Annotated in this window: 20 protein-coding genes; 15 read left to right on the top strand and 5 right to left on the bottom strand. The window is 63.6% G+C overall.

Annotated features, from left to right (window positions below):
- Positions 1–21: 21 nt before the first annotated feature.
- The 5 genes from B7G52_RS10725 to B7G52_RS10705 form a co-directional block, all read right to left on the bottom strand.
- Positions 22–507 carry a DDE-type integrase/transposase/recombinase gene (locus tag B7G52_RS10725; protein ID WP_141397426.1) on the bottom strand — a complete coding sequence of 162 codons (486 nt, stop codon included), beginning with the start codon at positions 505–507 and terminating at the stop codon, positions 22–24.
- A gap of 41 nt (positions 508–548) precedes the next feature.
- Entirely contained in the window at positions 549–806 is a 258-nt protein-coding gene (locus B7G52_RS10720) for an IS3 family transposase (protein WP_096697590.1), read from the bottom strand.
- A 35-nt stretch (positions 807–841) separates the two neighbouring features.
- Complete coding sequence (locus tag B7G52_RS10715; protein WP_096697589.1) at positions 842–1162, bottom strand: hypothetical protein; 321 nt, start codon at positions 1160–1162, stop codon at positions 842–844.
- A 340-nt stretch (positions 1163–1502) separates the two neighbouring features.
- A complete protein-coding gene (locus B7G52_RS10710; protein ID WP_096697588.1) occupies positions 1503–2240 on the bottom strand; it encodes an IclR family transcriptional regulator in 738 nt (245 codons plus the stop codon).
- A gap of 7 nt (positions 2241–2247) precedes the next feature.
- Positions 2248–3519 carry an MFS transporter gene (locus B7G52_RS10705; protein WP_096697587.1) on the bottom strand — a complete coding sequence of 424 codons (1272 nt, stop codon included), beginning with the start codon at positions 3517–3519 and terminating at the stop codon, positions 2248–2250.
- A 190-nt stretch (positions 3520–3709) separates the two neighbouring features.
- Here B7G52_RS10705 and B7G52_RS10700 point away from each other — a divergent pair, with 190 nt between their 5' ends.
- The 15 genes from B7G52_RS10700 (at position 3710) to B7G52_RS10630 (ending at position 19088) form a co-directional block, all read left to right on the top strand.
- A complete protein-coding gene (locus B7G52_RS10700; RefSeq protein ID WP_096697586.1) occupies positions 3710–4936 on the top strand; it encodes a CaiB/BaiF CoA-transferase family protein in 1227 nt (408 codons plus the stop codon).
- On the top strand, positions 4933–6099 hold the full coding sequence (locus B7G52_RS10695; RefSeq protein WP_096697585.1) for an acyl-CoA dehydrogenase family protein: 1167 nt from the start codon (positions 4933–4935) through the stop codon (positions 6097–6099). Before B7G52_RS10700 ends, B7G52_RS10695 begins: the two co-directional genes overlap by 4 nt.
- Positions 6100–6103: 4 nt before the next feature.
- Positions 6104–7276 (top strand): CaiB/BaiF CoA-transferase family protein, encoded by a 1173-nt coding sequence (locus B7G52_RS10690; RefSeq protein WP_096697584.1) that lies wholly within the window; start codon positions 6104–6106, stop codon positions 7274–7276.
- Positions 7277–7286: 10 nt separating this feature from the next.
- Positions 7287–7745, top strand: coding sequence for a MaoC family dehydratase (locus tag B7G52_RS10685; protein WP_096697583.1), 459 nt, complete (start codon positions 7287–7289; stop codon positions 7743–7745).
- The gene (locus tag B7G52_RS10680; RefSeq protein WP_205853051.1) at positions 7742–8533 is read left to right on the top strand and encodes an enoyl-CoA hydratase/isomerase family protein; all 792 of its coding nucleotides are present in this window, start codon (positions 7742–7744) and stop codon (positions 8531–8533) included. The genes B7G52_RS10685 and B7G52_RS10680 overlap by 4 nt, the downstream gene beginning before the upstream one ends.
- 9 nt (positions 8534–8542) lie before the next feature.
- A complete protein-coding gene (locus B7G52_RS10675) occupies positions 8543–9106 on the top strand; it encodes a TRAP transporter small permease subunit (protein ID WP_096697582.1) in 564 nt (187 codons plus the stop codon).
- A complete protein-coding gene (locus B7G52_RS10670) occupies positions 9103–10392 on the top strand; it encodes a TRAP transporter large permease (RefSeq protein WP_096697581.1) in 1290 nt (429 codons plus the stop codon). The genes B7G52_RS10675 and B7G52_RS10670 overlap by 4 nt, the downstream gene beginning before the upstream one ends.
- Before the next feature lie 43 nt (positions 10393–10435).
- A complete protein-coding gene (gene dctP / locus B7G52_RS10665; protein WP_096697580.1) occupies positions 10436–11458 on the top strand; it encodes a TRAP transporter substrate-binding protein DctP in 1023 nt (340 codons plus the stop codon).
- Positions 11459–11461: 3 nt separating this feature from the next.
- Positions 11462–12613, top strand: a complete 1152-nt coding sequence (locus tag B7G52_RS10660) for an acyl-CoA dehydrogenase family protein (protein WP_096697579.1) — start codon at positions 11462–11464, stop codon at positions 12611–12613.
- Positions 12610–13626, top strand: a complete 1017-nt coding sequence (locus tag B7G52_RS10655) for an acyl-CoA dehydrogenase (RefSeq protein ID WP_096697578.1) — start codon at positions 12610–12612, stop codon at positions 13624–13626. The genes B7G52_RS10660 and B7G52_RS10655 overlap by 4 nt, the downstream gene beginning before the upstream one ends.
- Entirely contained in the window at positions 13623–14417 is a 795-nt protein-coding gene (locus B7G52_RS10650; RefSeq protein ID WP_096697577.1) for a crotonase/enoyl-CoA hydratase family protein, read from the top strand. The genes B7G52_RS10655 and B7G52_RS10650 overlap by 4 nt, the downstream gene beginning before the upstream one ends.
- Positions 14418–14601: 184 nt before the next feature.
- Complete coding sequence (locus tag B7G52_RS10645) at positions 14602–16113, top strand: aldehyde dehydrogenase (protein ID WP_240523394.1); 1512 nt, start codon at positions 14602–14604, stop codon at positions 16111–16113.
- Between the two features lie 14 nt (positions 16114–16127).
- A complete protein-coding gene (locus tag B7G52_RS10640; protein ID WP_096697576.1) occupies positions 16128–16898 on the top strand; it encodes an SDR family NAD(P)-dependent oxidoreductase in 771 nt (256 codons plus the stop codon).
- A gap of 53 nt (positions 16899–16951) precedes the next feature.
- Complete coding sequence (locus B7G52_RS10635) at positions 16952–18160, top strand: ABC transporter substrate-binding protein (RefSeq protein WP_096697575.1); 1209 nt, start codon at positions 16952–16954, stop codon at positions 18158–18160.
- A 55-nt stretch (positions 18161–18215) separates the two neighbouring features.
- Positions 18216–19088 (top strand): branched-chain amino acid ABC transporter permease, encoded by an 873-nt coding sequence (locus tag B7G52_RS10630; protein ID WP_096697574.1) that lies wholly within the window; start codon positions 18216–18218, stop codon positions 19086–19088.
- The last annotated feature ends 1 nt before the right edge of the window (position 19089 follow it).

The following is a 19089-nucleotide window of genomic DNA, read 5'->3' as shown; positions in this document are numbered from 1 at the left end:
AGGAATGTGTTTTAAGTGCGGTCATGCAAGGAGAAGCCGCACAGTCAGCGCTCGGCGCTGTAAGTACACCCCCTTGACGCCATCAAGGTCGCCCTGGTGCACGGTGTCGATGCGCACCCAGCCAGCGCGCCCGTTGGGCCGTGGGGCCTTGCGCACGCCAATGGGGTTGCACACCGCTCGGGTCTTGGTGAAGCGCACCCGCTGGGCCTGGTAGTCGGTGCTCTTGCGCAGGTTGTACAGGTGCGAGACCGACAGCGTGGCCAGGCGCTGGCTGCCTTGATCTGAATGATGAATCACAGAATCTGGCTTCCTGGTCATCAGTGCCATGTTGAGCGCCAGAATCACCAAGTCGGCTGTCATGCGCTCGCCAAAGGCCCAACCCACCACCTTTCGGCTGAAGACATCGATAACCATGGCCAGGTACAGAAAGCCGGTCCACGTCGGGATGTAGGTCATGTCGGCCACCCACAACTGGTTGATGTCCGTGGTCACAAATTCCCGATTCACCAGGTCTGGTGCCGGGCGCTGGCGCACATCACGCTGGGTGGTTACCACGTAGCTGCGTCGGCGGCTGACACCCGCATGTGGCCTTGGCGCATCAAGCGGGCGATGCGCTTGCGGCTGGCCACCACCCCGGCATCCAACAACTCAGCGCGGATGCGAGGCATACCGTAGGTCTCGTCACTGGCGACAAATGCCTCACGAATTTTTGCAGCCAAAGTGGTATTGGCCTGCTGGCGCTTGCAGACTGGACGTCCCTGCCAGCCGTAATAGCCGCTGGCGGAGACTCTGAGTGTTTTGCACATGGTCCGCACGGGGAGTTCGGCCTGATTTGCTTCAATCAGCGCGTAGACGACGTGAACGTCTTGTCGCCGTTGTTGGCAAACCAGGCCGTAGCCTTTGCCAGGATATCGCGTTCCATCTGGACTTGGTGGTACTTGCGACGCAATTCCATGAGTTCCTGTCGTTCAACCGCGCTCAGTGGGCCAGAATCGGTTGGCGACGCGGCTGAGGTCGGCTGCGCCTTGCGTACCCAACTCAAGATGCTGGTGATGTGACAGCCGAATTCTTTGACCAGGTCACCGGACTTGCGCCCAGCTTGCACCAGTTCGACCATTTGCTGGCGAAATTGCGCCGGATACGGCGGTTTGGTAATAGGCATTTTGGACTCCTTCTTTGAGAACAATAAGGTGTCCGCGAAATGGGGTCAACTTCAAACGTGCCACCACAGATAATTTGAATTACGCTGCTAAGTCCTTGTTTCTATTGGGAAGAGAGGTGATTTGGTGGCGCAAAGTGTCGAACTCGGGAGCGCCAGATACCTAGCTTGCTATGACATGCGCTTGTCGTCAGTGTCGAGTCGGCTCTTTTGGGGGGATCGCGGCGTCCGGGCTTAGGTGCGGTGGACGATTCACGATCAAAGTCTGGCGATGCTCCAAACCGTCCCGCGGCAATCTGCCGTGAAGCTCATCTGTAATGAATGCCGGGCGGAGCCGGCGCTGTCATGTGGGATTTCCCAAGTGCCGCTCGATCTCGCCCTTGATCGCTTCCACCAGTTCCTTGGTGCGCTCGCCCACGCGGAACATCGGCCCGGCCAACAGCAGGGCGAACTGGCGGTGCGGCATCTTCAGAGGCAGCGCTACGCCGCCCAAGTCCGGCGTGAACTCGGCGTTGCCCTCGAACCAGCCGCGCTCCAGCGAGCGCTGGATTTCCTTTTCGACCGCGGCCACACTCATGAGTGTGGAGGGCGTATAGCGCTCGAAGTTCGCCCGCCGCAGCACGGCCGAGCGTTCAGCGGTCGTCATTTGCGACAACAGGACGCGGCCGGTGGCCGTCACATGAAGTGGGACCAGCTTGCCTGGCGAAGCGGTATAGCGGATGGCATGGGGCGATTCCACTACATCCAGGAACACGGCGTATGCGCTACTCGAGGCGGCCAGCACCGCCGTCTCGCCGGTGCGCTGGACAAGGGCGTGAAGCAGTTCTCGCAGTTGCTCGGGGATCGGCTCCGCGCTTTCGATCTGCTGCAGAAGCGAGAACCAGAGCGGCGAGGGATAGTAGCCACCGCGGGCGCGCGGCTCATAGAGGAACCCGCGCGCCGCCAGCGTACCCAACAGGTTGAAGGTGCTTGAGCGCGGCCACTCGAGCAGCTTCGACACCTCCGCAAGCGTGGCCGGCTGGCGGTGCTTGGCAAAGAACTCGAGCAGATCGAGCACGTTCGCAGCTTGTTTGACGTTCACAGGTTATCTATCGAAGGGTGGATTGATCGGCGGCCCGATTATGCCGCAGCAGGTCGGACGTCCAGAACGGCGCGGCCGCAATGGCCAGGCACCCGAGTGACAGCATGAACGCCAGGCTATAGCTGCCTGTTGCGTCGTACAGCACCCCGGAGAGCAGGGCGCCGATGCCGGAGCCGATCGCCATGCACGCGTAGATCACGCCGTAAATCGCCGCTTGGCCGGGGCCCGCGAAGAGCCGCGAGCTCAGGCTGGCGATGAGTGGCCCCCGGACGCCCTGGAAGAGTCCAAACAACAGAACGTAGCACGCGAGGAGCACGGTGCTGGGCCCGAACGAGAGGCTGTAAAGCATGGCGACTCCCGAGGCCGTGCCGATGAAACTCGCGGTGGCGGACAGCTTGTAGCCGAAGCGGTCGGCGATCCAGCCGGCGCTGGACACGCCGACCACGGATAGCATGCCCGCGGCCCCGAAGGCGCTCGCCGCCTTCAGTGGCGGGAAGCCCACGTCGACGAGATAGGCAACCGATTGGACGATCACGAGGTACATGCCCACGGCGGTGAAGAACATGATTTGCACCATCAGCCAGAAGCGCCGCTGCCCCAATGCCGAGCGCAACCCCGCGGACGCGCTCTTCGCGTCGGCCGCGCCGCGAGCCAGTCTGGGCGACAGCGGATCGGCGCGCCCCACGAGGATGGCCCGCCAGGGGATGAACTGCGAGAGGACCAGCACGACCAGCAAGGCTTCGCCAGCCCACCGGTAGGTGGCGCGCCAGCCCGAGGCATCGATCAACGCCTGCGTGAGGGGCACCATCACGAGCGAGCCGCAACCGAATCCCGCGTAAGCAATGCCGGTGGCCGCGCCGAACCGGTGCGAGAACCACCGGCTCAGCAGGGCGGTGGCGGGCACCATGCCGATCGCGCCCGCGCCCAGGCCGCCGAGTAATCCCACGTACAAGTAGAAGTGCCAGATTTTCGTTGCGAATGCCGCGAGGAAGTAGCCGCACGCCAACACGGCGATGCCCACCGAATACAGCTTGCGCGGCCCCCAGCGCTCGATCAGTAGCCCAGCCAGCGGCGAACTCAAGCCGCTGATGACCATCAGAGTTGAATAGACGCCCGTCATCTGCGACCGCTGCCAGCCGAATTCGGCCTGCAGCGGCAGCAGGAACACCATGAACGTGTCGCCTATGCCGCGGGCCAGGAAATTGAAAAGGAAGCAGAGCCCCAGCACCAGGGCCGGCAAGCGGGCGCTTGCAGCAGGATTGACTGCATTCTTGTACATGAAATGTAATGTACAGGTATATGAATATGAATTCTAGCCATGGCGATGTATGCTCGCTATCTCAGGCCACTTTCACTAGAGAATTCCACCATTGATCGGTGAATACCCTATTGACAAAATGTCCACTGGTATGAACAATGATGTCAGCCTGTTGAATTTAACCTTCCCTCAACCACGAGAATACGCCCCGATGGGACCCTTGCACGGCATTCGCATCATCGACATGACGTCGGTCCTCATGGGCCCGTTCGCCACGCAGGCGCTCGGCGACATGGGCGCCGACGTGATCAAGGTCGAGGCGCCACAAGGGGACGTCGTGCGCCAGATCGGGCCTGCTCGCCATGACGACATGGGGCCCATCTTCCTTAACACCAACCGCAACAAGCGATCGCTCTCGCTGGACCTGAAGCGTCCCGAAGGCATCGCGGTGCTTCATCGACTCATCGCCGAAGCGGACGTGCTGGTCTACAACGTGCGCCCGCAAGCGATGGCGCGTCTCGGCCTGGATTACGAGGCCGTGGAAAAGATCAATCCGCGCATCGTCTACGCCGGCCTCTTCGGCTTCGGCCAGGATGGCCCCTATGCCGCGCGGCCCGCCTACGACGACCTGATACAGGGTGCGTCCACGCTCTCGTACCTGATTGCCCGCGCCAGCGACGGCACGCCCCGCTATGTGCCCACGGCGATGGCGGATCGCATCGTTGGCATCACGGCGGTGGGCGGCATCCTTGCCAGCCTGATCGCGCGGGGCCGCACCGGCCGTGGACAGCGCGTGGACATCCCGATGTTCGAGACCATGGTGGGCTTCGTGCTCGGCGACCACCTCGGCGGCCTGACGTACGAGCCTCCGCTCGACGGTGGTGGCTACGCGCGGCAGCTTTCGCCGTACCGGCGTCCTTACCGTACGAAGGACGGCTACATCTGCGCCCTTGTCTACAACGACAAACAGTGGGAAGGTTTTCTGCGCGCCATCGGCCGCGAGTCCCTGCAAAAGGAAGACGCGCGCTTTGCCACGTTCGCGAACCGTTCGCGCAACATCGACTTCGTCTACGAGCGGCTCTCGGACATCTTCGGGGAGCGCACGACGGCCGAATGGATGCGCGTGCTGGAAGAGGCCGACATCCCGATGATGCCGATGCACGACTTCGAGAGCGTGCTCGAGGATCCGCACCTCACCGCCACCCGGTTTTTTACTACGGTGGAGCACCCCACCGAGGGCACCATCCGCTCGATGCGCGCCCCTGTCAGCTTCTTCGGCACGCCGACCGGCCCCATCAAGCATGCGCCCAGCCAGGGTGAGCACAGCGTGGAGATTCTGCGCCAGGCCGGCTACAGCGCCGAGGAAATTGATTCGTTTCTCGCCAGCGGCGCCGTGCAGGCCCCGCCGGCTCCCTCTTCCAAGGAAAACACAGCGTGAATTTCGAACTGAGCGAACAACAGGAAAGCATCCGTGAGGCCATCGCGCGCATCTGCGCGCAATTCGATGACCAGTACTGGTTTGACCGCGACCATGACGGGCGCTTCCCCGAAGAGCTCTACCGGGCGCTGGCCGACGATGGCTGGCTGGGCATGTGCATCGGTGAGGAATACGGCGGGGCCGGGCTGGGCGTGACCGAGGCGGCCATCATGATGCAAGCCATCACCCAGTCGGGCGGCGGCATGTCGGCCGCGTCGTCCGTGCACATCAACCTGTTCGGTCTGAACCCGGTGGCCGTCTTCGGCAACGAGGAACAGCGGCGCCGCATGCTGCCGCCGGTGGCGCGGGGCGAGGCCAAGAGTTGCTTCGGCGTGACCGAGCCGAACACGGGCCTGAACACGACGCAACTGAAACTGCGCGCGGTCAAGAAGGGCGACCGCTATGTCGTCAACGGTCAGAAGGTCTGGATCTCGACCGCCAAGGTGGCCGACAACATTCTGCTGCTGGCACGCACCACGCCGCTGGAAGAGGTCAAGAAGCCCACGCACGGCCTGAGCCTCTTCTACACGCCGTTCGACCGCAGCCGGGTCACGGTGCACGAGATCGAGAAGATGGGACGCAAGTGCGTCGATTCCAACGAACTTTTCTTCGAGGACTTCGAAATCCCTGCGGAGAACCTGATCGGCGAGGAAGGTCGTGGGTTCGAATACATCCTGCATGGCATGAACCCGGAGCGCGTGCTGATCGCGGCCGAGGCCGTGGGGCTGGGCCGTGTGGCTCTGCAGCGCGCCACGGCCTACGCCAAGGATCGCAACGTCTTCAACCGCCCCATTGGCATGAACCAGGGCATCCAGCACCCGCTCGCGCAGAACTGGATGGAACTGGAGGCGGCCAACCTCATGGTGATGAGGGCGGCGTGGGAGTACGACAGCGGCAAGGACTGCGGCGCGAGCGCCAATGCGGCGAAGTTCCTGGCGGGCGAGGCGGGCTTCAATGCCTGCCAGCAGGCAGTGATGACGCACGGTGGCTTCGGCTATGCGAAGGAATACCACGTCGAGCGCTACCTGCGCGAATCGCTGATCCCGCGTATCGCGCCGATCAGCCCGCAGCTGGTGCTTTGTTACATCGCCGAGCGGGTGCTCGGCTTGCCGAAGTCGTACTGACCCCATGGCAGCCGGCACGCACGACCTTGCGCGAAGCGGCCCCTTGGCAGGGCTGCGCGTCGTCGAGTTCGCGGGCATCGGCCCGGCGCCGTTCTGCGGCATGCTGCTGGCCGACCTGGGGGCGCAGGTGCTGCGCCTGGACCGCACCGAGCCCAGCAGCCTGGGTATTCCGCGCCCTCCGCAGTTCGACCTGCTGCAACGCGGCAAGCGGTCCATGCGCGTCGACTTGAAGGGCGGGGCTGGCCTGGCTCTGGCTCGCAGCATTGTGGCGCGGGCGGATGCGCTCATTGAAGGATTCCGTCCCCGGACGATGGAGCGCCTCGGCCTCGGCCCTGATGTGTGCCTGGCCGACAATCCGAAACTCATCTACGGCCGCATGACCGGCTTCGGCCAAGAAGGCCCGCTCGCGCACGCCGCGGGCCACGATCTCAACTACCTGGCGCTCACCGGCGCGCTGCATGCGATCGGCCGTGAAGGCGGCCCGCCGACGCCGCCGTTGAATCTGGTCGCCGACTACGGGGGTGGCGGCCTGATGCTGGCCTTCGGCATGGTGAGCGCGGTGCTCCATGCCCGCGCCACTGGGCAAGGGCAGGTAGTCGACGCGGCGATGGTTGATGGTGTGGGTGCGCTGATGACGCCGTTGCACGGGCTCATCGCCGCCGGGCTTCAAAAGGGCCCGCGCGGCACCAATCTGCTGGACTCTGGCGCGCCCTTTTACGATGTATATCGCTGCGCCGACGGTGAGTACGTCAGCCTGGCGCCGATCGAGGCGAAGTTCCAGCAGGTGTTTCGAAAAAAGCTCGCTGAGGCCGGCATCGACGCGCTGGACCTGACCGCTTTCGACGATCGGGCGAACTGGCCGCACTTGCGTGGGCGCCTGACGGCGATCTTCGAAACACGAACCCGCGCGCAGTGGTGCGAAATTCTCGAAGGCAGCGACAGCTGCTTCGCGCCCGTGCTCTCGCCGACCGAAGCGCCACGACATCCGCACAGCGCCGCGCGCCGCAATTTCATCGAGATCGCGGGCGTCGTCCAGCCGGCGCCGGCACCACGTTTCAGCGCCACCGTCCCCGACCTGCCCGAGCCGCCTGGGCAAGACGGTGGTGAGGAATGGGCAGCGGCCTGGGGCGTCCCGCGGGGCGAACTTACGGGCTGCGGGTATGACCTGAAGACATAGGAGGGACAACATGGCAGGATTGCATTTCGAGGAATTTTTTGAGGGCCAAGAATTCATGCACGACTGGTCGCGCACCGTCACGGAAATGGACAACACGCTGTTCAGCCTCCTGACGATGAATCCGCAGCCGCTGCACCTGGACGCCCATTTTTCCGCCGGCACCGAATGGGGCCAGCGCCTTTTCAACAGCCTGTACACATTGGGTATCCTGGTTGGCATGACGGTGAACGACACGACCATGGGCACGACGGTAGCCAACCTGGGCATGACCGACGTGCGTTTTCCCAAGCCCGTGTTCCATGGCGATACGCTCAAGGCCCGCACCCGCGTGGTGTCGGTGCGTGCCAGCAAGTCGCGCCCCGACACCGGTCTGGTCGAGTTCGAGCACACGGGTCTGAACCAGCGCGGCGAGATCGTGGCTGTCTGCCGGCGCACGGCCATGATGCGGCGCAAGGTAGTGACTGCATGAACGCGCCCGGAAGCATAGAAGCGATCAATCCGAGCCTGCTTTACGAGCAGCACGGGTCCGTGGTCGTGATCCGGATCAACCGGCCCGACCAGCGCAACGCGATCAGCGGCGAAGTGCGCTCCGGCCTCTTCACTGCATTCGAGCGCTTCGAGCAGGACGACTCGGCGCTGGTCGCCATCCTCACCGCAACCGGGGACCAGGCCTTTTGCGCCGGCATGGACTTGAAGGAGGCCGCCGAATCGGGTCTGGCGGTGCCGCCGCCGGGTTTCCTGCCGATCATAGGTGACAGCATCCGGGTGACCAAGCCCACCATCGCCGCCGTGAACGGGCTGGCCTTCGCGGGCGGCTGGCTGCTGGCCCAGATGTGCGACCTGTGCATCGCCGCCGACCACGCGACTTTCGGCATCACCGAGGCGCGGGTGGGACGCGGCATGCCCTGGGCAGCGCCGCTCATGAGCATGGTGCAGCAGCGGGCCGTGATGGAATTGCTGCTGACGGCCGAGCCGATTACTGCGCAGCGTGCGTACGAGATCGGGTTCGTGAATCACGTGGTGCCGGGGCTACAAGTCCTGCCGCGCGCCATGGCGATGGCCGCAAGAATCGCCGCCAACGCGCCGCTGACGGTGCGGGCCGCCCGCGAACTCGTCTACCTGTCTAACGAGATGGGGCGCTCCGCCGCGCAGCGTGCGGCGACGCACCTTTTCGAGAAGGTTTACCTGAGCGAGGACGCCCAGGAGGGTCCTCGCGCATTCCGAGAAAAAAGAACACCCGCCTGGAAAGGGCGTTGAGGAAAACGGATGACAAAACCAATTGCTTACCAAACGATCCGCGGTGGCGTCGATGCAATCGACAACGTCGTGATGTTCGTCGGCTGCGCAATGCTTTTCGCGCTGATGTTCATCGTCGTGGCGGACGTGTCCCTGCGCTACCTCTTCAACGCGCCCATCCAGTGGGCCTATGAAGTGGTCTCCAGCTACCTGATGCCGGGGCTCTTCTTCTTCGCGGTGTCGCACACCCTCAAGGCCCACGCCCACGTGTCTGTCGACATCGTCCACAACTACATCAGCCCCCGTGCGCGGTATGTCTTCGAGGCGGTCGCCACGCTGGTCTCGATCCCCGCGTTCGCCATCTGCACCTGGGTCTCGGCGCGCAACACGATGGCCGACCTCGCGACAGCGGCCGAATCGACAAGCGGTCTGGCGGTCCCGACCTGGACGATCAGCATCATGCTGCCGATCGGGTTCGGCCTGCTCACGATCCGCTTGATCCTCAACGCCATCGGCTACCTGGGCACGCTCGCGAGCGGTCGCGAGCTGCTGGCGCTGCCACCCATCGCCGGCACCGAGGAGACGGCGCAATGATCGCTGCCGGTATTACCCTCCTGCTGTTTGCTCTGCTGGCGCTCGGGACGCCGGTCGCATTCTCGCTGGCGATCGCGGGCAGCCTGGGCCTGTTCATGATCGGCGGGCTCGACGTGCTGGCGGGCGTCATCACGACGACCCCCTTGTCCACCGCGGGCAGCTACGAACTGATCTCTGTTCCCATGTTCATCCTGATGGCGGAGTTCGTCATCCTGAGCGGGGTGGCGGACGGCCTCTTCCACGCCGCCAAGACCTGGGTGGGCCGCGTACCGGGCGGGCTGGGCATGGCCACCGCGCTCGCCGGGGCCGGCTTCGGCGCGATTTCCGGCTCGAGCACCGCCTCCGCGGCAACCCTCTCGTCGACCACGATGCCGGCCATGCTCAAGCAAGGCTACGACCCCAAGCTCGCAGGTGGCGTGGTCGCCATCTCCGGGACGCTGGCGATGCTGATTCCCCCCAGCATCGCCCTGGTGCTGTACGGCATCATTGCCGACGTCAACATCGGCCAGCTCCTCATTGGGGGCGTGATTCCCGGCATCCTCGTGACCCTCACGATCATGGCCACGGTCTGGGCGCTGGTCCTCATCGACCCGTCCTCGGCGCCCCGCGGGCAGGCCTACACGATGATGGAGAAGATCCGCTCGCTGAAGGTCGTCGGCCCGATGCTGGTGCTCTTCATGGCCGTCACCGGCGTCATCTACAGCGGCATCGCCACGCCGACCGAGGCCTCGGGCATCGGCGCCTTCGGGGCCTTCCTTCTGGCGATCAAGGAGGGAACGGTCAACCGCAAGAGCCTAGCCAAGGCGCTCACGCACGCGGCGCATGCGAGCTGCATGATCATCATGATCATCGTCTGCGCCAAGATCTTCGGCTACTTTCTGACCCTGACCCAGAGCACGCAGATGATCGTGGACTGGGTCGGCTCGCTCGGCGTGTCGCCCTGGATGGTGCTGGTGATCATCCTGTTCGGCTACCTCGTCCTGGGCTGCCTGATGGACCAGGTCGCCATCCTGATCCTCACGGTGCCGGTCGTGCTGCCCCTGATCAAGGCGTTGGGGTTCGATCCGGTGTGGTTCGGCGTCATCGTCATCGTCGTCGCCGAGGTCGGCCTCGTGACGCCACCGGTGGGGCTCAACGTCTTCGTCGTCGCGCGCTACGCGAAGCGCCCCCTGCAGGAAATCTTCGCGGGGGTCTGGCCGCACGTCATCAGCCACCTGATGCTGCTGGCGGTGCTGGTCGCATTCCCTTCCATCATCCTGTGGCTGCCCAAACAGATGGCGCCCTGAAGCCGGATCCGCTTTCTTCCTCACCATAACGAAAGGTTACATTATGTCCAAGCTCATTCACAAGGCGCCCCTGGCCATCGCCGCCGCGGCGCTCCTTGCCGCCGGTGGGGCGCACGCCCAAACCGTCAAGATCAAGATCGCCGACTCGTTCCCGGTCGGCCACTACCTGCCCAAGTACTTTACGCTCCCGATGATCGAGCGGCTGAAGGCCAACCCGGCCGCCAAGGGCTACGAGTTCGAGTACTACCCGGCCGAACAGCTGGGCAAGGCCAAGGACCTGCTGGCGCTGACGCAGGCGGGCGTGGTCGACATCGCCTATGTCGCCCCGGGCTTCGTGTCGGACAAGATGCCCCTGTCCGTCGTCGCCGAGCTGCCGCTGCAGTTCACCGGTTCGTGCATGGCGACCATGGCGTACTGGAACCTGGCCAAGCCGGGCGGCACGCTGTCCAAGAAGGAGTTCGAGCCGAACGGCGTGCGCCTGCTGTTCACCATCGTGCTGCCACCCTATCAGGTCGTCACGCGCAAGCCGTTTACGACGCTCAAGGAAGTGGAGGGCATGAAGATCCGCGCTTCGGGCTCCGCCAAGGAGCTGCTGCTCAAGAAGATGAAGGCCGTGCCGGTGCTGATGCCCACGCCCGAGGTGTATGAGTCGCTCTCGCGCGGTACCATCGACGGCGTCCTGTTTCCGTTCAACAGCCTGCCGCCCTATGACATCCACAAGCTGTCGAAGGCCGGCACCATCGGCGAGAACTTCGGAACCTTCGTGGCCAACTGGGTCATCAGCGAGAAGCGCTTCCAGTCGCTGCCGCCGGCCGTCCAGCAGGAACTCACCACGATGGGCGAACAGTTCACCAAGAGCGTCTGCCTGCAGGTGGAAAAGGACGAAGCGGGCGACATCGAGAAGGTGAAGGCAGCCGGCGTGAAGCTCACGCCGCTGCCCGCCGCCGACAAGGCGACGCTGGCTGCGCTCTCGCAGGAAGTCGCCAAGGACTGGGCCGACACGCTCGACAAGCGCGGCAAGCCTGGCACCGAGATCCTCAACGCCTTCCGCGCCGGCCTGAAGTAAGGCGTGATCGAGACCTTGTCCCTGCAGCCCTTGCCGCTGCAGGCGGAAGCCCTCCGTGCCGAAGTCCGCAGCTTCCTCGACGAGAAGCTGCGCGGCGTGCCGCCCGACCGGCGGGCGCGCTCCTGGCTCGGCTTCGACGCGGACTTCAGCCGCGCCCTGGGCGAGCGCGGCTGGATCGGCATGGCCTTGCCACAGGAATACGGCGGCGGCGGGCGCGATGCGTTCGCCCGCTTCGTGCTCGTCGAGGAACTGCTGGCGCGCGGTGCACCCGTTTCCGCCCACTGGATCGCGGAGCGCCAGAGCGCGCCGATGGTCCTGCGCTTCGGCACCGAGGCGCAGAGGCGCTTTTTCGTGCCGCGCGTCTGCAAGGGCGAGCTCTTCTTCTGCATCGGCATGAGCGAGCCGCAGTCCGGATCGGACCTGGCCAGCGTGCGCACGAGGGCGACGCCCACGCCGGACGGCTGGCGCCTGAAGGGCCAGAAGATATGGACGACCAACGCCGACCACTCGCACTGGATGATCGCGCTGGTGCGCACCTCGGGCACGCCCGAGGACCGGCAAGTGGGCCTGTCGCAACTGCTGATCGACATGAAGGCGACCGGTGTCACCGTGCGCCCGATCGAGGACCTGACCGGCGACCGCCACTTCAGCGAGGTGTTCTTCGATGACGTGGAACTCCCGCACGACGCCCTGATCGGCGAGGAAGGCTCCGGCTGGAAGCAGGTCAACGCGGAACTCGCGTTCGAGCGCAGCGGCCCGGAGCGGCTCTATTCCAGCATGGTGCTGCTTGACACCTGGATCGATCACCTGCGCGATGTGCGGGCGCCGGACGAGCAGGCACTGGCGCTGGCCGGGCGCATCGTCGGCCACCTGGCGGCGCTGCGCTCCATGTCCGTGGCCGTGACCGCGCGGGTCGGTGCGGGCGGCAGCCCGATGACCGAGGCCTCGTTGGTCAAGGACCTGGGCACCGAGCTCGAACAGTACATCCCGATTGCGATTGCCGACGCAATCGCGAGCGACACGCGCCACGTGGCCTCGCCGGCGCTGATGCGCACGCTTGCCTACGTGACGCAGTTCGCGCCGACTTTTTCACTGCGCGGCGGCACGCGCGAAGTATTGCGTGGGCTGATCGCCCGCGGTCTGGGGTTGCGATGAACGATCTGGCAGCGCATTTCGAGCGTCTCCTCGCCGATGCATTCCCCTTGTCGGCCGTGCGCGCCATCGAGGCAGGCGGGAAGGCGGACGCGTTGTGGGAGAGGCTCGAGGAGTCCGGCTTCCTCGATGCCATGGTGCCTGAAGAGGCGGGCGGCGCGGGACTCTCTCTGGCCCAGGCCTTCGAACTGTTCGTGTTGGCGGGCGCCTCTGTGCTGCCTGTGCCCGTGGCTGCGACGCTTCTCGTGCGGGCCTTACTCGCGCAGGAGGGCGCCAGCGCGCCTGGGGGGCCTATCGCGATCGCGGCGCGTGTTGAAACCCTTCCCCAAGGCGGTGTGCGTGGCCACCAAGTGCCCTGCGGCATGACGGCGCAGTGGGTTGCGCTGTCGCAGGGCGATGGCTGGCTGTTGTTACCCGTGGCTGCGGCCCGGCGCGAGCCGAGCGGCATCCATGGCAGCCTGCGCGCGGATTTCCACTGGGACACACTGCCCGCCGAAACCATCCGCGCCGGCACCCGCGTCGACTGGATGGCGGCCGGGGCGGCCATCACGGCGGCGCAGCTCGCGGGCGCGATGGAACGAGTGCTGGCGATGACGGTGGCGTTCGCTAACGACCGGGTCCAGTTCGGCAAGCCGATCGGCAAGTTCCAGGCGATCCAGCACCAGCTCGCCGTCGTGGCCGAGAATGTCGCGGCAACCCGAATGGCGGCACAGATCGGCTGCACGGCTGCGGGCTGCCTGCCCGAGCCCCTGCGCGCCGCGGCAGGGAAGGCCCGCGCGAGCGAAGCCGCGTCGCTTGCGGCGCCACTGGCGCATGCGATCCATGGCGCCATCGGCGTCACCGCCGAACTCGACCTACAACTCTTCACCCGGCGCCTCCACGAATGGCGCGCCGACTTCGGCTCGGAGCAGCACTGGAACCGCGAACTCGGGCGTGCCTTCATCGCCGACGGCCGTGGCGCGCTGGAATTCATGCGCGCCAGCCTCATTCCCACCAACGAGGAGATCTCCGCGTGACCCCCTTCCTTCTTTACGGACAATCCGGCCCGGTCGTCACGTTGACGATGAACTCGCCGGAAACGCGCAACGCGCTCACCGGCAACATGGCTCCCCAGGAGTTCGTGCAGGCCTGCGAACGAATCACCAAGGATGCTTCGGTGCGCGCCGTCATCCTCACGGCCGCCGGCACGGTGTTCTCGTCGGGCGGCAACCTCAAGCACATGCGGGAGCTGTTCGACGCGTCGCCCGCGGCGTTGAGAACGTGGTACCGCGAAGGCATCCAGCGCGTGGCCACGGCCCTCTACAACCTCGAAGTGCCGACCATCGCCGCCGTGAACGGCCCGGCGATCGGCGCCGGCTGCGACCTCACCTGCATGTGCGACATCCGCATCGCGTCCGAGGCGGCTTCATTCGCGGAAAGTTTCGTGAAGGTGGGCCTCATCCCGGGCGACGGCGGTGCATGGCTGCTGCCGCGTGTCGTCGGGATGTCGAAAGCAGCGGAGATGTCCTTCACCGGCGATTCGGTCACCGCGGCGGAAGCGCTCGCATGCGGGCTGGTGTCGCGCGTCGTTCCGGCGGACCGCCTGATGGACGAGGCGCGCTCGCTCGCCAGCCGCATCGCCGCGAACCCGGGCGGCGCGCTGCGCCTGAGCAAGCGGTTGCTGCGCGAGGGCCAGCACATGCGGCTGGAAAGCCTGCTGGAGATGTCGGCGGGCTTCCAGGCGCTGGCGCACAAGACCCCGCAGCACGTCGAGGCCGTGAACGCTTTCGTCGAAAAGCGCAAGCCGGTCTTCGGCGACGACTTTTAGGTCCGGGCTGCGCCAACGATGGCGACCCTGGGTTGGGGAATCAGTTGGAGGAGCGTATTGGTATGCCCGTGAGTATCGATATCGCAGGTACAGGTTGAGGACGCCGGCAGGACTGTAAATTGACTGGAGCCCACATTGAATCGCGAGAAGCCTTCTGAAGCGTTGGTGTGCTTGAGAAGAAAAATTGGAATTTAATCAGACGAAGGAGACTGGCGTGACGGAGATATATACACAAGACAAACTCTATATCAGAGGGCAGTGGGTGGCTCCGATTGACGGCGAGCAGAATGAATCTATAGACCCTTCAACCGGTAAGGTTTGGGCTCGTGTTGCATTCGCCGGCGTTCGCGATATTGACAGTGCTGTCTCTGCTGCGCAGGAAGCGCTGGCGGGGCCTTGGTCGCGTTGGAGTCCGGCGCAGCGTGCGGCATTGTTGCGGCGCATTGGCGCACTCTTTGAAGCGCATGCGGAGCGCCTCGCCGAACTTGAGTCTCGAGACAACGGGATGTTGTTGCGCGATGCGCTGGCCAACATTCGTGTGCAGGCCCAGTACTACTATTATTTTGCGGGCATGGCGGACAAACTTGAAGGCCGCACGATCCCGATCGAGGATGGCATGCTGGCTTATACGACACGCGTTCCGGTCGGTGTCGTCGGTGCGATTGTGCCGTGGAACGTGCCTCTCTTAACCATGACATGGAAACTCGCTCCAGCGCTTGCGGCGGGGTGCACGGTTGTTGTCAAAACTGCTGAGCAAACGCCGGTATCCGCGTATGAGTTTGCGCGTCTGCTGGAAACCTGCGACGTACCCCCGGGCGTCATCAATATCGTGAGCGGTATCGGACCGACCGTGGGCGCTCGGTTAGTCGCGCATCCTGGTGTAAGCAAGATATCATTTACAGGTGAGCATAGAACGGCGCAGGAGATCATGCGAACCGGTGCGGTCAATCTCAAACGTTACTCGTTCGAGTGCGGTGGCAAGTCGCCTCACATCATCTTCGATGATGCCGATCTGGCGCATGCGATCAATGCGGCCACGCATAGTTCGTTCGCGGTGTGCGGCCAGAGCTGCGCTTTGGGGTCGCGGCTGTTGGTTCAGCGCAGCGTGTACACACAGGTCGCAGAGGAACTGGCTCGCCGGGCCGGGCGGATCCGGGTCGGCATGCCCAAAGATGCTGCCGCGCAGATGGGGCCGCAGGCGCATGCCGAGCAGCTCAGCAAGACGCTGCGCTACATCGATATCGCAAAAGGTGAAGGCGCAACGTTGTTGGCCGGAGGGGCTCGCATTTCCGAGGGCGATCTTGGCGCAGGCTATTTTGTCGCGCCCACGGTGTTCGCCAATGTTGACAACAAGATGCGCGTGGCCCGGGAAGAGATCTTCGGCCCGGTGGTCTCGGTGATTCCTTTTGATGACGAAGAGGAAGCGATTGCGATCGCCAACGATACCGACTATGGCCTCACGGCCGGTCTCTGGTCGCAAAACATCGGACGCGCGCATCGCGTGGCTTCACGCATCCAGGCCGGCACGGTCTGGATCAACACCTATCGGTATATCCGTTGGGCCATCCCGTATGGCGGATTCAAGATGAGTGGATTAGGCCGTGAAAACGGCATGGAAGCGGTTGATGCCTATCTCCAGACCCGTTCAACCGTTGTGAATTTGACGGGTAATTATCCCGATATGTACGCCAACTAACTAAGGAGCCAATCATGCGTTTAAAAGGAAAACTTGCAGTCATCACCGCCGCAGGGTCGGGTATGGGAAAAGCCGCCGCGCTACTGTTTGCACGTGAAGGTGCCACGGTCTGCGTCGTCGACTACAGTGAGAAAAATGCGCAGGCCACGGTCGCTCAGATCAAGTCGGCCGGTGGCCAGGCGCACGCCGTCATTGCCGACCTGATGTCCGAAACCGAATGCCGTCGGATCATCCACGATAGTGCGAAGCACATGGGTGGCATCGATATCCTCTGGGCCCATGCCGGCGAGCCAGGGCCGGGCGGCTTCGAGGGTCTCGACATGAATGCCTACCAGCATGCGATGGATTTGAACGTGCGGTCTGCCGTCGTCTCGGTCGGAGAAGTGCTGCCGTATATGCGGCAACGTCAGGGCGGTTCCGTTCTGTTTACGGCATCGATCTCCGGTCTCGTCGGTTCGCAGTTCAGCCCGATCTACTCGTTGGCCAAGTTCGGCATTGTGGGTCTGGCGAAGTCGCTGGCACTTTCCATGGGTCCGGAAGGCATTCGCGTCAATGTCGTCTGCCCGGGACTGGTCGATACGCCGATGCTGCCGGGTTTTCTTTCGCGTGGCGGTGACGCCGCCCTCGCGGAGCAGAACAAGGCCAAATTCGTTGCCAGCATTCCTCTCGGGCGTGTGGCCCAGCCTGAAGAGGTGGCCAAAGCGGCGCTTTGGCTGGTGTCTGACGACGCCTCGTACGTTACCGGGGTGGCGCTACCCATCGATGGTGGATTTACCAGTCGGTAACACAAGCCCGCTGCCACAGAAAGCGGGTATTTTCTAAACTAAAAGGAGACAACATGTTCAAATTTTTCAAAAAACAGACTATTCATTCATTGTGCCTAGGCTTGGCGCTGGGCGCCCTGACCAGCACCGCCTTGGCACAGGAGACGGTCAAGATCGGCGTGCTGGCGCCGCTCACCGGCGTTACCGCGTCGGATGGCGGCTGGCTCATGAAAGGCCACGAGCTGGCTGTGGAGGAGATCAATGCGCGCGGCGGCATTCGCTCGCTGAATGGCGCCAAGGTGCAACTCGTCGTCGCAGACACCCAGTCCAAACCGGAGGCGGGACGCGGTGAAGCCGAGCGTCTGATCGAACGCGAGAAGGTGAGTGCGCTTACCGGCGCCTGGAGTTCGGCCGTCACTGTCGTGGTGGCGCAAGTCGCCGAGCGCAATGCCGTTCCTTTTGTGATTACCAGCGCGGTTGCCGACAACCTCACCGAAAAGGGCATGAAGTATGTCTTCCGCGTTAGTCCCAAAGCGAAATGGGCGGTCGAAGATGCCGGCCGCTTTCTGGACTATATGAAAACGCGTGGGACCGCCGTGAGCAAGGTCGCCGTCATTTATGAAGACGGGCCTTATGGCCAATCGGTTGCCGACAACTACAAGGCGCTGTTTGCCGCCAAAAATATCGCCGTGGTAGCTGATGACAGCTTCAGGACCGGCGTTTCCGATCTCTCCACACAGGTCACCAAGATGCGCGCCGCTGGCGCCGACCTCGTGGTCATGGCCGCCTATGTGAACGACTCCATCGTGCTGTTCCGTACGATGGCTTCGCAGAACTTCAAGCCTTTGGTTCTCGGCTACGGACAGGGGCAGGTGCAGCCTGCGCTTCTGCAAAGCGGCAAGGCCGTTGAAGGTAGCTTCGGAGTGGTCGAATGGATGCCCGACGTCAACAAAGAATCGGTCAAGAAATTCGTGGCGGCATTTGAAGCCAAATACAAAGCCATGCCTCCGCCTACGTCGGCTCAGGCTTACGTCTCCACTTGGGCGATCATTGAGGCGATCGAGCAAGCCAAGTCGACCAAGCCACAAGCCGTTCGGGATGCGCTGGCAACTCTGAAATCCGCGACTGGACCGCTCACGCTGCTGCCCAGCAGGCAGTTGTTTGGCTTTGATATTGCGGGTCAGCATTTGGTTGGCAGTGTGGTCGCCCAAGTCATAGACGGCAAATTTGTGACCGTCTGGCCCCCCGAGGTGGCCGCTGGCGCGATCGTTCCATACAAGTAAGCGTAGGCCGGATCCGCTCCGCTCTGAACCCAACAACAGCCTAAAGGCGTGAACTATGAATTCAATGGATGTCGTGTTGCAGGCCATCGTAAGCGGCTTGCTTTCGGGCGGGCTGTACGCCCTCATCGCCGTGGGGCTGACGCTGATGTTCGGGGTCATGCGCGTGGTCAATTTCGCGCATGGCGACTTCCTGATGCTCGCCATGTACGGGACCTTTTTTGCATGGTCCTTGTTTGGGGTCGATCCAGTGGCATCCATCGTCTGGATGGTGCCGTTGATGGGCCTCGTGGGTGCGCTGCTGTACCAACTGGTCGTCAAACGCATCATGGGGAAATCGGAAATTAGCTCCATCGCCGTCACCATCGGCGTCGCGTTGTTGATCCAGAACCTGGCACTGATGGGGTTCAAGGCCGACAACCTCGTGGTCAATACAGAGTGGGCCAACCGGGCGATCTCGATGGGCTTCGTTTCCTTGCAACTGCCGCATGCGGTTGCTGCGGCTGCATCCATCGTCCTGATTGCGGTCTTGTATGGCTTGCTAAGATTTACCGACCTCGGCCTGATGATGCGTGCGGTGTCGCAGTCCCCCGAAGGCGCTGCTCTTAGCGGCATTAACCTGCATCGTGTCTCGTTGTGGGCGACCATCATCGGCATCGGAACGCTGGGCGTCGCCGGGCCTTTGCTCACTCCGATGCTTTACGTGAATCCTACCGTCGGTACGCAATTTACCCTCATCGCGTTTGTGATTGTCATCGCCGGTGGCCTCGGCAATTTTTTTGGCGCTATCGTCGCCGGACTACTGGTTGGAGTCTCCGAACGCCTGGCTGGCGTTTGGTTGCCCGCATCGCTCGGCGCTGCCATTCCGTTTGGCCTGCTGGTCGTCGTCATGCTCTGGCGGCCGCAAGGTCTTCTGGTGCCAAGGAAATAAC

This window comes from Polaromonas sp. AER18D-145 (assembly GCF_002379095.1).
GTDB lineage: Bacteria > Pseudomonadota > Gammaproteobacteria > Burkholderiales > Burkholderiaceae_C > Polaromonas.
This window is presented reverse-complemented; position numbering and strand designations above follow the sequence as displayed.